We start from the raw sequence: 13,696 nt of genomic DNA on the forward strand, positions 1-13,696 counted from the left end.
TTCGCCGGAGCCCGACCCGCTCCGGGCGGTCAGGCTTGATCCCTGCGCGGGTCGGGCTCCGGCGAAACCCGTGCGGGTCGGGCTGGGTGGTCCGCGTCGGTGGGTGGGGTCATCTGTGGTGGTGGCGGTGGCGCCGAATGCCCGGGTTCCTTCGCCCGGTCGTCGGCGCGTGATCGGCCGGTGCTGGCTTGGTGGCGGGCCGGGCTGGGTCAGGTGGTGGTTACCCGGTCGCGGAAGGTGGTGCGGTAGGCGTGGGGGGTGGTGCCGACGCGGCGGGTGAAGTGGTGGCGTAGCGCGGCGGCGTCGCCGAAGCCGGCCCGGTCGGCGACGGTGTCGACGCTGAGCTTGGTTTCCTCCAGCAGCCGGCGGGCCAGTAGCACCCGCTGGTTGGTGAGCCAGTCGTGCGGGGTGGTGCCGGTCTCGGCCCGGAACCGGCGGGCGAAGGTCCGCGCCGACATGCCGGCCCGGGCGGCCAGCTCGTCCACCGTGGTCGGCCGGTCCAGGTGCCCGATCAGCCAGCTCAGCACCGGCTCCAACGTGGGGGCCTCCGGCGTGACCGGGATCGGCGCCTCGACGTACTGGGACTGGCCGCCGTCGCGGTGCGGGGGGACGACCATTCGGCGGGCCAGCCGGGTGGCGGTGGCGGAGCCGTGCTCCTCGCGAACGAGGTGCAGGCAGGCGTCGATGCCGGCGGCGGTGCCGGCGCTGGTGAGCACCCGCCCGTCGGCGACGTAGAGCGAGTTGCACCGGACCCGGGCCGCCGGGTGCCGGCGTTGCAGCTCGTCCACGTACCGCCAGTGGGTGGTGCACTCGCGGCCGTCGAGCAGCCCGGCCGCGCCCAGCACGAACGCGCCCGAGCAGACGCTGAGCAGGTACGCCCCCCGGTCGGCGGCCCGGCGCAGCGCGTCCAGCACCGGCTCGGGCACCGGGCCGCCCTGGCTGTGCGCCGGCACGGCGACCAGGTCGGCCTCCTCGACCGGGCCGAGGTCGGCGTGCGGGGTCAGCCCGAAGCCGGAGGAGGTGCGGACGGGGCCGCCGTCGGCGGTGCAGACGGTGAACCGGTAGCCGGGGAACCCGTCCGCCGTGCGGTCGGTGCCGAAGACCTCGGCGAGCACGCCGAGCTCGAACGGGGCGACCTGGTCGAGCGCGAGGACGGCGACGGATCGGAGCATGTGACGAGGGTAACCCTGGTGATGGCAGGAAATCGAGGGGCAATGGCATTCCTGCCACTGTCCGGTTCCGGGTGGCGGGCGGAAACTGGTACCAGTCCGGTGCGCACCGGCGGCGATAACAGTCCAAACAACGCGAAAGCGAGCGCCGCCATGGAACTCCTGCTGCTTGTGCTCTTCCTCGTCGGTCTGGCCGTCGCCTCGGCCGTCGGCCTCACCGCGGACAGCCACGACTCGGCCGACTGGAAGCCGACCGACCAGGGCCGCCGCTGGCAGTCCCGCACCTGCTGAGGTGATTGGTCCGGATTGCCGAAAAAATCCCTGGCGGGACCGCTCCAAAAGGGGCGGCCCCGCCGACGGAGGCCAGCCGGCGTACGGCAGGCTAGGAGTCATGGCTGACGGCTCCTGGTACGACGCCGACATCGATCACGTGATCATCTCCGAGGCGCAGATCCGCGAGAAGACCGCGGAACTGGCCAAGCAGGTCTCGGCGGACTACGCCGGCGTCGAGGACGGACTCCTGCTCGTCTGCGTGCTCAAGGGCGCGGTCATGTTCATGGCCGACTTCGCCCGGGCGCTGGGCCGGCACGGCCCCCCGGCCGAGCTGGAGTTCATGGCCGTCTCCTCGTACGGCCAGGGCACCACCTCCTCGGGCGTGGTCCGCATCCTCAAGGACCTGGACCGGGACATCGCCGGCCGGCACGTGGTCGTGGTCGAGGACATCGTCGACTCCGGGCTGACCCTCTCCTGGCTGCTGCGCTACCTGGAGTCCCGCTCCGCGGCCAGCGTCGAGGTGGTCGCCCTGTTCCGCAAGCCGGACGCGGTGAAGGTCCAGGTCCCGGTGAAGTACGTCGGCTTCGACATCCCGACCGAGTTCGTGGTCGGCTACGGCCTCGACTTCGGCGAGCGTTACCGCGAGCTGCCCTACGTCGGCGTGCTCAAGCCGGAGGTCTACGCCCGGGCCTGAGCCCGTCGCCGGCCGGGTCCGCGCCCGCCGCCGGCCCGGCGGTGGTCCCGCCCGGTCGGCTGAGAGCTGCTCGTATCGGTGTCCATCGAGCGGACGTTCAGCGGGCTCTCAGCAAATCGGACTACGGTAGGTGCCGGTGGCGTGGAGGCAATCTCCACCCCCGACCCCTCGACTGGTGTGTGACCGGCGGTCGGGTGGCCGGGTGCGGAGCTCCCGCCACGCCGGCTGAACCCCGGTTCGCCGTCCGCGTAAGTGCTGGGCTCAGAAGCTCACTCCTGGCGCACACGGTGTACCGTCGAATGACCGCGGCGCGGCAGTTCGCGCCTCGGGGTCGAGGCCGGCCCGCACGGCGGCTCGGCGCCGCCAACGCGGCGACACCATTCAGACGGTCAGGACGTCGATCAGGAGGATGCGGGCGTCTCGGCGCTCGACAACAGCATGGAACGTACGCGTTTCTTCCGCCGACCGGTGGTCTGGATCATCCTGGTCATCCTCGGCGCCGTTGTGCTCAGTCAGCTGTTCACCGCTGGTCCCAGCTACCACCGCGTGGACACTTCCGTTGCGCTCGACCAGCTCCACACTGCCAAGATCAACAAGGTCGTCTTCCAGGACAAGGAGCAGACGCTCCAGCTCAACCTGGCCGAGAAGACCAAGTTCGGCGACACCACGACCGACCGTATCGAGGCCCAGTTCCCGTACGAGGTCGGCGACGAGGTCTGGAACGACGTCCTCGCGGCGAAGGCGGCCAACCGGGTCACCGGCCCGGCCGACGCCAAGGTGTCGTCCGACAGCATCTGGGTGAGCCTGCTGGTCAACCTGCTCCCGATCGCCCTGCTGGTGCTCCTGCTGATCTTCTTCATGTCGCAGATGCAGGGCGGCGGCTCCCGGGTGCTCAACTTCGGCAAGTCCAAGGCGAAGATGATCACCAAGGACACGCCGAAGACCACGTTCGCGGACGTGGCGGGGGCCGAGGAGGCCGTCGAGGAGCTGCACGAGATCAAGGACTTCCTGCAGAACCCGGCGAAGTACCAGGCCCTGGGCGCCAAGATCCCCAAGGGCGTGCTGCTCTTCGGCCCGCCCGGTACCGGTAAGACGCTGCTCGCCCGCGCGGTGGCCGGCGAGGCCGGCGTGCCGTTCTACTCGATCTCCGGTTCCGACTTCGTGGAGATGTTCGTCGGTGTCGGCGCCAGCCGGGTCCGCGACCTCTTCGAGCAGGCCAAGGCGAACGCCCCGGCGATCGTCTTCGTCGACGAGATCGACGCCGTCGGCCGGCACCGTGGCGCCGGCATGGGCGGCGGCCACGACGAGCGCGAGCAGACCCTCAACCAGCTGCTCGTCGAGATGGACGGCTTCGACACCAAGGGCGGGGTCATCCTGATCGCCGCCACCAACCGGCCGGACATCCTCGACCCGGCGCTGCTGCGCCCGGGCCGCTTCGACCGGCAGATCCCGGTGGACGCCCCCGACATGGAGGGCCGCAAGGCGATCCTGCGGGTGCACGCCAAGGGCAAGCCGTTCACCCCCGACGTCGACCTCGACTCGGTGGCCCGGCGTACCCCGGGCTTCAGCGGCGCCGACCTCGCCAACGTGATCAACGAGTCGGCACTGCTCACCGCCCGCAAGGACCAGCGGGCGATCACCAACGACTCCCTGGAGGAGTCGATCGACCGGGTGATCGCCGGTCCGCAGCGCCGGACCCGGGTGATGAGCGACCAGGAGAAGAAGATCACCGCGTACCACGAGGGTGGCCACGCGCTGGTCGCCTGGGCGTTGCCGCACGCGGCGCCGGTGCACAAGGTGACCATCCTGTCCCGTGGCCGCTCGCTGGGCCACACCCTGGTCCTGCCGACCGAGGACAAGTACACCCAGACCCGCGCCGAGATGGTCGACACCCTGGCGTACGCGCTGGGTGGCCGGGCCGCCGAGGAACTGGTCTTCCACGAGCCGACCACCGGCGCCGGCAACGACATCGAGAAGGCCACCCAGCTGGCCCGCGCGATGATCACCCAGTACGGCATGAGCTCCAAGCTCGGTGCGATCAAGTACGGCACCAGCGGCGACGAGCCGTTCCTCGGCCGCAACATGGGCCACGAGCGGGACTACTCCGACGTGGTGGCGGCCGAGATCGACGGCGAGATGCGGGCCCTGATCGAGCTGGCCCACGACGAGGCCTGGGAGATCCTGGTGGAATACCGGGACGTCCTGGACAACATCGTCCTGGAGCTGATGGAGAAGGAGACCCTCTCCACCGCCGACATGGCCCGGATCTGCGCCCGGGTGGCGAAGCGCCCGCCGATGGCCCCCTACAACGGCTTCGGCAAGCGTCAGCCCTCCACCGAGCCCCCGGTGCTCACCCCGGCCGAGAAGGACAAGCTCAAGGCCCAGGCGCAGGCCGACGGCGCCTCGGTCGGCGGCTCGAACAACTCGGACGGTTCCCACTGAACACGGACGCCGCGGCCAGCCCTGAGAACTCGGGGCTGGCCGCCTCGTCGACCGAGCCCGACGGCGACGAGGCCCTGGACTACGTCGCGGCCCGGCTGATCAGCGGCAAGCTGACCGGCCGCCCGATCGAGGACACCATGGACCTCGGCCGGATCGAGAAGGCCGTCCGCGAGATCCTCATCGCGGTCGGGGAGGACCCCGACCGGGACGGGCTCCAGCAGACCCCGGCCCGGGTGGCCCGGGCGTACGCGGAACTCTTCGCCGGTCTCCGGGTCGACCCGGCCCAGGTGCTCAGCACCACCTTCGAGGCCAACCACCAGGAGCTGGTGCTCGTCCGGGACATCGACGTGATGAGCCTCTGCGAGCACCACCTGCTGCCGTTCCGGGGCAGCGCACACATCGGCTACATCCCCGGGCCGGACGGCCGGATCACCGGCCTGTCCAAGCTGGCCCGGCTGGTCGAGGTCTTCGCCCGCCGCCCGCAGGTCCAGGAGCGGCTCACCTCGCAGATCGCCGACCTGCTGATGAGCAAGCTGGCGCCGCGCGGCGTCGTCGTGGTGCTCGAGTGCGAGCACATGTGCATGGCGATGCGCGGCATCCAGAAGAGTGGCGCCAAGACCATCACCTCCGCGGTGCGGGGCACCCTCCAGCACGACGCGAAGTCGCGGGCCGAGGCGATGGCCCTGATCATCCCGCGCTGACCCGTAGCACCCCGACCGGCCGCGTCGCTCCCTCGTGGGGGCGGGGCGGCCGGTCCGTCTCAGCCGGCCAGCAGCGCCAGCATGATCACGCTCGCCGTCACCACCGCCGGGAGCAGGCAGGTCAGCGCACCCAGCCGGGGCGTCCGGTCCAGCCGCTCACCCGCGCGCGGCGGGAAGAGCCGACCCACCGCCACCCAGCCCGCCCCGAACGCGACCGCCGGCATCGGCAGCCCGACGACCAGCGCCACCAGGCTCGCCACGCCCGCCCCGGCGACCGCGAGGACGATCAGCTGGACCATCGGCACCAGCAGCGCCAACGGGCCGTACACCAGCAGGTTGCGGGCCCGGGGCGGCCAGGCCGCCGGCCGCAGCGGACCCCGCGCGGCCAGCGTCGCGTCGGCCGCGTCCGCCCAGCCGCGGGCCACCCGCAACGCCGCCAGCACGGCGGCCGGGCCACCGACCATCGACCGGGCCGCCTCGGTCAGCTCCGGCGGCGTCGGGGTCAACGTGATCGCCGGTACGCCCAGCTCGCGCAGCCCGGCCTGCTGCGGCGCCAACCGGGCATGCAGCCCGGCCAGCTCCTCCCGGGCCGCCTCCACCGCCCGGGCCTGCTCGGCGGCGGCGGTGGCGGCGGCGCGGCGTACCCCGTCCAGCTGCCGCGCGGCGGCCAGGTAGTCCGTCCAGGCGGCGGCCACCGCGCCGACCGGCTCGGTCCCGATCCGCTGCCGGACCGGCGCCGCCGGGGACGCCTCGTCGACGCCCGCCGCGCCGGCCCGCTCGTCGCGCCCGCTCACGCCGGCTCCTCCCCGTCGGCGAAGGGCACCAGCACCGTGCCCCGCTCACCCGGACCGTCCCAGAGCACCACCCGGCCGGGGCGGGGCCGCCACTCCACCGGTCGGCCGAAGACCGCGCCGAGCATCGCCCCCGGCACGTCCACCGCGGCGACCGCGGCCAGCTTGTCGACCTCGCCGTCCGGCTCCAGCAGCGCCGCGAACGGCGGCACCGTCCGCCACCAGCCCAGCAGGTGGATACCGGTGGGCGGACCCTCGCGCAGCAGCGTGCGCAACCGGTCCACCGGCAGCTCCTCCGCCGTCGCCAGGTCCACCCCGAACACCACCAGGTACGCCGGCCCGTCGCCGTCCATCGCCGCCAGCAGGCCCGCCGCGTCGACCGTCTCCACCCGCTGCCGCTGCGCCAGCTCGGTCGCCAACCCGGCCGCCAGCGCGGCGGACCCCTCGGCCAGCGGCGCGAGCACGAACCGGGCGGCACCCGGCGGATGGTGGGCAGCCGTGCTCCGCGCGGCGTTCGCCAGCAACCCGGCCGCCCCCGTACCCGCCCCGAGGACCGCGAGGTTGCGGCCGGCCACCGGGCCGAGCGGGACGGCGACCGTCGTCCGGGCCACGTCCACCGCCCGGCCGAGCAGGGCGGCCGGCCCACCGGCCCGGCCGGCCAGGGCGGCCCGCAACCGGGGGTCGTTGCGCAGCAGCGGCCGGGCCCAGCCCGCGAAGACCACCGGCGGGATGGTCCCCTCCGGGCGGGCCTCGAAGAGCCGGTGCCGGAGCTGCTCGATTGTCTCCGGGGCGTCGTGCGGGTCGGGGAAGCGGACCAGCCGCTCGTGACCCCGGGTGGCACCGCGCGGCCCGCCCAGCCCGCCCGCGGTGTTGACCACCGCGCTGCCCACCGCCAGGCCCGCCGCCGCGTCGTTGGTGGGCGCGAGCACCGCGCCGCCACCGGAGAGCGCCACCCGCACCGGGAACTGGCCCAGCACCGAGTCGCGCGGCGCCGGCCCTGCCCCGATGCCCAGGTCACCCGCGCCGGCCAGCACCAGGTGGATGCCGTACGCGCGCCCGGCGCGGGCCAGGTTGTCCAGCCGGGCGAGCACGTCGGCGGCGACCGGATCCCGGGTCGTCAGCAGCAACGGGAAGTTGTCGATCACACAGACGATCCGGGGCAGCGACTGGTGCTCCCGCAGCTGCGCGTAGCGCTGCCCGCCGGCCCGGGCGCCCGCCTCCTCCCGCCGACGGGTCTCCGCCGCCAACTGGTCGAACAGGTCCCGCACGTACTCCGGGTCGGCGGCCATCGCGGCGGCGCGGACCTGCGGCACCCACGAGCGGTCCCGCTCGGTCTGCAGGAACTCCACGAAGGACTCGCCGTCACCGAGGTCCACCAGGTGCAGCACCAGCTCGTCCGGGCCGTACCGCGCGGCGAGGCCGAGCAGCGCGTTGGTGAGGAACGCCGACCGCCCGGCGTCGGAGCGACCGCTGACCAGCCAGTGCGGCGTCAGCTCGGTGAAGCCGACGGTCACCGGCCGCCCGTTCGCGTCGCCCACCGTGGTGGAGAGCCCGTCGGTCGAGCCGGCCTGCCAGAGCGGCTCCTGCGGCGGCGGCAGCAGCTCCGCCAGGCAGAGCCGGGACCCCTCCTCCACCTGCGCGGCCAACCGCCGGCAGACCTGCCCGATCAGGTCCGGCCCCGGGTCCTCGTCCACGAAGACCGGAGAGTTCAGGCCGCCCGGCCCGTCGCCGCCCGGCCCACCGAACGGGCTGCCGGGCGGATCACCGAGCAGCGCGTACGCGGTCCGCAGCTCCAGCCGGGTGGCCTCCGGCAGCGGCAGGCGGGCCGCGTACGGGCCGGGTGGGGGCCAGCCGGCGACCACCAGGTGCAGGCCGGCGGGGCGGCCCTGGGCGGCCAGCGCCTCGATCCGGGCCAGGTCGCTCGGTCCGGTCAGCTCCGGCAGCCCGGCGATCACCAGCAGCAGCGTGCGGTCGTGCCGGCGGGGCCGGCCGGTGCCCGGGGAGACCCACTGCTCGGCCTCGGTCAGCACCGCCCGCAGGCCGGCCACGTCCACCGCCGGCGGCGGCAGCAGGCCTGCGTCGGCCAGCGGCGCGAAGGACGCGAAGGTGTCGCCCGCGCTCGCGCCGTCCACCGCGCGTACCAGCAGGCAGCCGGCCGGCGTCGCGGCCAGCAGCCGCAGCAGTACGGCCCGGAGCAGGCCGACCGCCCGGGGCTCCCGGGCGTCGACGTCGAGCGTCAGGTGGCCGGCGCCGAGTAGCGGCACCAGCGCGGGGAAACGGGCGTCGTCCAACGGGGCCGCGGTGCCGACCCGGACGAACGGCGGGTTCTCCTCGCCGGCCGGGGTGTCCGGCGGCAGGGTGTCCAGCGGGGCGCCGGCCCAGCCCGGCGCGAGCACCGCCGCCGCGGTCCGCAGCCGGTCCGCCAGCTCGTACTGTCGGCGCTGGTCAGCCGGGGCCGGGCGGGTCTCGTCGAGCACCCCGGCGGCGGCCACGGCGGTGGCGGCGGCCCGCCGGTGCAGGGCGGCGGCACGGTTCGTACGCGACTTCGGACCGGCCACCGTGTCCACCCCTCTTTCCGAGGTTGGAAACCTCCCCGAGCACCGACGGTATCCCAGGTCCGACCGCTCGCCCGGGAAGCGCGGCGGTGCGGGATCGTCTTGTCGCAAAGCGTGGCGAACTCTCACGTCACGGGTTCGTCCTGTCACGATCCGCAGGATCTGGGGCATTGGGTGCGGGGCGCTCAGCCGATAGCCTCAGGGGGTGGAATCAGTGCAGCCCCCCGCCGGTTCCCAGGTCTCCCGCGTACCGGCGCAGAGGACCCCGCCGGACCAGTTGGCGCCCCCTGCCGCCCCGCCGGCGCCACAGCAGCAGCCCCGCCGGACCCGCACCGTCCTCACCGTGGTGGCGGGGGTGCTGGCGCTGCTCTGCGTGAGCGGCGCGGTGATCGGCTACGTGCTGTACGACCGCGCGACAGCGCCGGACCGCAGTGCGCCGGACGTGGTCGTCGTCAACTACCTGCAGGCGGTGTTGGTGGCGCGGGACGACAGCAAGGCCAACCTTTTCACCTGTGGCGGTCCGCTGCCGGCGGTGGACGAGTTCCGAGACCGGATGGCGGCCCGCGAGCAACAGCTAGACACCGTATTTTCCGTCAACATCGAGAACGTCGCCGTGACCAAGACCGGCGACAAATCTGCCGTCGTCAACGCCGTCATCAGGAGAAGCGCCACGATCGACGGCGTCCAGCAGAGTCTGACGGACACCTGGCGCTTTGAAGTCGCCGACCAACAGGAGGGATGGCGGGTCTGCTCGGCTGCCTCCGCCTAATGCCTTACTCGACCCACAACAGGTGCACCGGCACCTCCAGGGTGGTCGGTGGCTGCCCGCGCCAGGCCCACCGGTACCACTCCAGTTCCGGCGTGACCCGGACGCAGATGTCGCCGTCGGCGCCGGAGTAGGTCTCGGTCACCGCGCGCAGATCCCGATGCTCGACCGAATCCTCGACGTGCACCACCCGCCGGCCGCTGACCGTGTCGGCCTCGAAGACCGGCGTCGGTATCCGGTTGGCCGGCTCGTCCAACGAGACCAGCCGGATGCCCTGCTCGCGGGCGGCCGCCCCCGGCGACGGGCGCTCGCCGAGCGTCTCGACCCAGACCCGCTCCACCGGGATCAACGGTGCGAACACCTCGACCTGGTCGGACTCGGCCCGGTACCACTCGTGCTCGGGGATCACCGGCACGTAGGTGCGGCTGCCCTGCACCACCCGTTCGTCGGCCCGCAGGTCACCCCGCCAGCCCAGGCCCGGCAGCCCGACCAGGACCCGCCGGCCGCGCAGCTCGACCCGCCCGGTGGCGGGCACGATCTCGACCGGCCGGGGGGTCAGTGGCGCCCAGTCGGGCTGGCCGGCGAAGGGATCCGGCAGCGGACCGGTCATCGTTCTACTTGCCTCACGCTCGAGCCGTTGAGGGGCGCACCCCGCTGTCGCATGAACGGCACCGGGTCGATCGCACCGAGGGAGCTGCGGTCGCCATCCCGGTGCACCTCGAAGTGCAGGTGCGGACCGGAGGAGTTGCCGCTGCTGCCCACCCGTCCGATGATCTCGCCCGCCCGCACCTCCTGACCGGGGACGACCAGCGGCTTCTTCACCATGTGGCAGTAGCGGGTGATGTACCCGCCGGCGTGCAGGATGTCGACGAACCAACCACAGCCGCCCTTGCCGGGATAGCCGTCCACGTCGCAGTCGAGCCGGCCCTTGTGGTCGGGGTCGCAGCGCGCCACCAGCACCCGCCCGGTGGCCGCCGCATGGATCGGCGTGGTCCCCTTCGGCGCGCCGATGTCCACCCCGTTGTGCTGCGGGCGGCTCGCGGTCCGGAAGCCCGAGCCCACTCTGCCGGGGATGGGCGACGTCCAGCCGGAGGCGGCGATCGTCTTGGCGGAGGCTCGGTCGCAGACGGTCTTGTCGGCGATCTGCACCGTCCGGGCGGCACCCTGGGCCAGCGCGTCCACGATCCGGCTGGCGGTGTCCTCGTGCTTGGCGTATGCGTCCGGGTACGCGCTGATCTGGACCCGCTGCGCGGCGAGGGTCAGCGGGAGTCGCTCCCAACCGTCGACCTTGAGCAGCTTCTCGTAGAACTTGCGGGCGGCGTAGTCCGGGCTCATCCGCTGCGCGACGCTGCCCCAGCCGGCACGCTGCTGAAAAAGGCCGACCGAATCGTGGTCCGCTCCCACGCCCTCGTTCGAGTACCGGCCGGAACCCGCGACCGTGCTGTTGGCGAGGTTGCGGAGCGCGGATTCCTGCATGGCGGTCGCCACGGCGATCACCCAACCGCGGGGTGGCACCTTCATCTCCTGGCCGACCTTGATGATCACAGCAGCGTTGCGCATCTGGGTCGGGCCGTACTTGGCCAGTCGGGGCATGTCACCGGTGACCTTGACCCGATGATCCTTTTCGCAGCTCAGTTCCTCGCTAGTCAGGTTCTTCTGCTCGTTACCGAGGTTGGTGAGGAAGAACGCCGCAGTGCCGCCACCGCAACAGAGCAGTGCGAGCGTCGCGGTGAGTGCGGTGAGCAGGACACCGAGGCGGAGCCGGCGGCGAGGCGGCTGGTCCGCGCTCGCCAGGTCGGCACTCACTCTCGCTCCCAATCCACGGCATCGACCAACCAACGTCCGTCCGGTGCCACCAGTTCCAGACGGAGTCGCCCGGCATCAAGCGGAATCAGCACCTCGACGAAGGCTTCCGTGCGTGGTCGAACAGTCGGTTCACCGATCACCCTCACCGTCGGCACCTCCGTCGGGTCCACGCCGGTCAACTTCTCCGTCAGCGATACCGTCGACAGTGGCCGCAAACTTGCCTGCCACTTCTCTGTCGTGGTGGCGGGTCCGCCGAGCCAGGCCGAGGTGAAGCGATCCGCCGTCTGTTCGGGCGTGAGCTCCCCGGCACGCGTTTCGGGCGACTGTGGCAGCGGCGTGCCGATGACGCCGTCGTCGCCCGTCTCCGGCTCCACCGTCGTGATGGGTTCGCGTGGCCGGCTGCTGAGCCCACTGGTCGAGTCGGCCGGGCCGCTGACCAGCCGGGCCGTACCGATCACTCCGAAGACCAGCACGGCGATCGCGAGCGCAATGCCGATCCGTGATCGCAGGACCCGGGTGACCAGGAACTCGATGCCTCGACGCATGCCGTCACCGTGCCTCGGACCGGACCCGAGGGCCGGGCCTGGTGTTGGCCGGTGCACGCTCGGCCGAGTCGGGTCGGTACACCACGAAGGACGGCGATTCCTCCGGCACGTCCGGCTCCGTCCAGCTCGCCGGCTGACCACGGCGCGGACGCGGTGCGGTGCGCCGCTCGCCGTCACCGGACCGAACCTCCTGTGGCTCGGCTTCGTCCGCCCGCTCGCGGCCGTCCGGTCGCTCCCGCACGGCGAGGGTGGTGGAGGAGTGCGACGGGTCCTCCCGCCGGGCCTCCGGGCGCAGGTTCGACGGCTCCAGCGCCAGTCCGCGCCGCCGGGCGACGGCCGGTTCGGCCGTGCCCCCCGGCTCCACCACGTCGAGCCGGGCGGCGATGCGCATGTCGCGGAAGAAGCGACGGTGCCAGGAGCCGGCCGAACTCACCGCCTCGCTGCTGTCCTTGCCGCCGAGCTGGGTGATCCGCCGGTACGGGCGCAGCAGCAGCCAGCCGACCACGCCGCAGAGCCAGACCAGCACCACCTGGAGCCACCCCGGCAGGGTGGGAGTGCTCATGATCAGGTCCACCGCGAAGAGGTAGATGGCGGCCCCGGTGCCGAAGATGGCGATGTTGAACACCGCCGCGACGACCGCGTTGCCGAGGCGCCGCAGCCCGGCGCTGGCCGGTCTCAGCAGGCCGACCGTGCCCAGGATCGGTGCCGCGATGACCGCCCAGCGGAAGATCAGGAAGCCGAGCAGCACCAGCAGCGACGCGGTCAGGTCGAACATCGCGAAGAGCAGCGAGGCAAGCACCGCGATGAAACCCGCTCCGATGCGGTCCATGTCACGGGTGCCCTGGAGGTACTCGTACGCCTCCGGATCTTCCCTGCTGATCTGCTCGGTGACCTTCATCCACTGCTGCTGCTTGGCTTTGATCGTGGCAGCGCGGGTCGCCGGATTCGCCCGGATCGACTTGGCTTCTCCCCAGGTCAGTGAGCGGGCGTCGTAGAGCGCGGGGCCGTACTTCTTCGCGGTCTCGCTGTCCGCCGAGCCGAGCACGCCCCGCAGCCAGTTCCGGTAGAGCATGGTCTCGGTTGCCGTGTCGCTGGCGCGAACGGCAGGCGGGCGGAGGTCCTTGCACCGGTCTGGATTGGGATCGATGCAGCGTCCCGGTGCCGGCTCCTTGGCCTGCGGGCCCACCGCGTCATGGACCACGCTGAGGGAGGTGATGAGCGTGCCGTCGGCGATGTTGGCGGACTTGACCGGCCAGGCGGCTAGGGCGGTCACCGCAACCATCACCAGCAGGGCCCACCCGGCCGTGGTCATCGCGTTGCTCATGTCCGACTGGCGCGAGCGCCAGAGCAGATAAAGGCCCACCACGCAGAGCGTGACGATGCCAAAGACGCTGAACACCTTCTGGTAGACGGCCTTGGTCGCCTTCTCCACCAGCGGGTCGGCCCAGCCCCACATCGAGCGCGGGTCCCACGCCCGCTCCCGCAGGGCGTTCGAGGCACCGATGATGGCTGTGGCGAACATGAACTCGCCGTTGGCCACCGTCGTGGTGAACTTGTAGTCCGCATGAAGCACCGAGGATCCGCAGCCCAGGTCATACGTGTTGTAGCTGTAGCCGGCATAGCCGTAGAGGCTGTACCGCCCGGTGACTCCTCCGGTCGAGGACGCGGGCGGCTCGCCCGCGAACCATCCGGCCAGACCGGCGTCGGGAGCGCCCGGTGTGGGCGGATCGAGGCACTCCGCGCGAGCGCTGGTCACGTCCTGCAGCTTGGCGACGCAGGCGCGGAAGTCGGCCTGCCACTCCTTGGTGCTGCACAGTTCCGCCGCCGCCTGGGCCGTCACCGGCGGGGCCGCCGCGGCCGGTGTCGCCCCGACCACCGGCCAGGCGATCGTGGTACCGGCGAGTACGCCGATCGCGAGGAGGAGCGCCGCGATCCGTGCCCGGGCCCTCGCCAT

The 13,696-nt window shown here is 72.5% G+C and carries 12 protein-coding genes; 5 read left to right on the top strand and 7 right to left on the bottom strand.

Annotated features, from left to right (window positions below):
• Nucleotides 1-209 precede the first annotated feature (209 nt).
• Nucleotides 210-1,172, bottom strand: coding sequence for a GlxA family transcriptional regulator (locus FHX75_RS18290; RefSeq protein ID WP_154941355.1), 963 nt, complete (start codon nt 1,170-1,172; stop codon nt 210-212).
• A gap of 150 nt (nt 1,173-1,322) precedes the next feature.
• Here FHX75_RS18290 and FHX75_RS30875 point away from each other — a divergent pair, with 150 nt between their 5' ends.
• From FHX75_RS30875 to folE, 4 genes are all read left to right on the top strand, one after another.
• Nucleotides 1,323-1,460 (top strand): hypothetical protein, encoded by a 138-nt coding sequence (locus tag FHX75_RS30875; protein WP_170285400.1) that lies wholly within the window; start codon nt 1,323-1,325, stop codon nt 1,458-1,460.
• 100 nt (nt 1,461-1,560) lie between these two features.
• On the top strand, nt 1,561-2,136 hold the full coding sequence (gene hpt, locus FHX75_RS18295) for a hypoxanthine phosphoribosyltransferase (protein WP_154941356.1): 576 nt from the start codon (nt 1,561-1,563) through the stop codon (nt 2,134-2,136).
• A gap of 438 nt (nt 2,137-2,574) precedes the next feature.
• Nucleotides 2,575-4,578, top strand: coding sequence for an ATP-dependent zinc metalloprotease FtsH (gene ftsH / locus FHX75_RS18300; RefSeq protein ID WP_154941357.1), 2,004 nt, complete (start codon nt 2,575-2,577; stop codon nt 4,576-4,578).
• A gap of 35 nt (nt 4,579-4,613) precedes the next feature.
• Nucleotides 4,614-5,279 (top strand): GTP cyclohydrolase I FolE, encoded by a 666-nt coding sequence (folE, locus tag FHX75_RS18305; protein WP_154941358.1) that lies wholly within the window; start codon nt 4,614-4,616, stop codon nt 5,277-5,279.
• 59 nt (nt 5,280-5,338) lie between these two features.
• On the opposite strand, the gene FHX75_RS18310 is transcribed toward folE, so the two are convergent.
• A complete protein-coding gene (locus tag FHX75_RS18310) occupies nt 5,339-6,073 on the bottom strand; it encodes a hypothetical protein (RefSeq protein WP_425463498.1) in 735 nt (244 codons plus the stop codon).
• The gene (locus tag FHX75_RS18315; protein WP_154941359.1) at nt 6,070-8,637 is read right to left on the bottom strand and encodes an FtsK/SpoIIIE domain-containing protein; all 2,568 of its coding nucleotides are present in this window, start codon (nt 8,635-8,637) and stop codon (nt 6,070-6,072) included. The genes FHX75_RS18310 and FHX75_RS18315 overlap by 4 nt, the downstream gene beginning before the upstream one ends.
• Before the next feature lie 202 nt (nt 8,638-8,839).
• Here FHX75_RS18315 and FHX75_RS18320 point away from each other — a divergent pair, with 202 nt between their 5' ends.
• Nucleotides 8,840-9,394 (top strand): hypothetical protein, encoded by a 555-nt coding sequence (locus FHX75_RS18320; protein WP_154942031.1) that lies wholly within the window; start codon nt 8,840-8,842, stop codon nt 9,392-9,394.
• A gap of 4 nt (nt 9,395-9,398) precedes the next feature.
• Here FHX75_RS18320 and FHX75_RS18325 read toward each other — a convergent pair whose 3' ends face one another.
• Genes FHX75_RS18325 through FHX75_RS18340 form a run of 4 tightly spaced genes read right to left on the bottom strand, consistent with a single transcriptional unit; the run spans nt 9,399 to nt 13,696 of the window.
• Nucleotides 9,399-10,001 (bottom strand): hypothetical protein, encoded by a 603-nt coding sequence (locus FHX75_RS18325; RefSeq protein WP_154941360.1) that lies wholly within the window; start codon nt 9,999-10,001, stop codon nt 9,399-9,401.
• On the bottom strand, nt 9,998-11,185 hold the full coding sequence (locus FHX75_RS18330) for a M23 family metallopeptidase (protein ID WP_154942032.1): 1,188 nt from the start codon (nt 11,183-11,185) through the stop codon (nt 9,998-10,000). The genes FHX75_RS18325 and FHX75_RS18330 overlap by 4 nt, the downstream gene beginning before the upstream one ends.
• Nucleotides 11,186-11,193: 8 nt before the next feature.
• Nucleotides 11,194-11,742, bottom strand: a complete 549-nt coding sequence (locus FHX75_RS18335) for a hypothetical protein (RefSeq protein WP_154941361.1) — start codon at nt 11,740-11,742, stop codon at nt 11,194-11,196.
• A 4-nt stretch (nt 11,743-11,746) separates the two neighbouring features.
• Nucleotides 11,747-13,696: an MraY family glycosyltransferase gene (locus FHX75_RS18340; protein ID WP_154941362.1), complete on the bottom strand. Its 1,950-nt coding sequence runs from the start codon at nt 13,694-13,696 to the stop codon at nt 11,747-11,749.

The organism is Micromonospora palomenae (assembly GCF_007829925.1).
Taxonomy (GTDB): Bacteria; Actinomycetota; Actinomycetes; order Mycobacteriales; family Micromonosporaceae; genus Micromonospora; species Micromonospora purpureochromogenes.

Excerpts from the sequence above, each read along its gene's own strand:
- FHX75_RS18290 (WP_154941355.1), bottom strand. The coding sequence starts at position 1,172 with ATGCTCCGATCCGTCGCCGTCCTCGCGCTCGACCAGGTCGCCCCGTTC.
- FHX75_RS30875 (WP_170285400.1), top strand. The coding sequence starts at position 1,323 with ATGGAACTCCTGCTGCTTGTGCTCTTCCTCGTCGGTCTGGCCGTCGCC.
- hpt (WP_154941356.1), top strand. The coding sequence starts at position 1,561 with ATGGCTGACGGCTCCTGGTACGACGCCGACATCGATCACGTGATCATC.
- ftsH (WP_154941357.1), top strand. The coding sequence starts at position 2,575 with ATGGAACGTACGCGTTTCTTCCGCCGACCGGTGGTCTGGATCATCCTG.
- FHX75_RS18325 (WP_154941360.1), bottom strand. The coding sequence starts at position 10,001 with ATGACCGGTCCGCTGCCGGATCCCTTCGCCGGCCAGCCCGACTGGGCG.
- FHX75_RS18335 (WP_154941361.1), bottom strand. The coding sequence starts at position 11,742 with ATGCGTCGAGGCATCGAGTTCCTGGTCACCCGGGTCCTGCGATCACGG.
- FHX75_RS18340 (WP_154941362.1), bottom strand. The coding sequence starts at position 13,696 with ATGGCGAGGGCCCGGGCACGGATCGCGGCGCTCCTCCTCGCGATCGGC.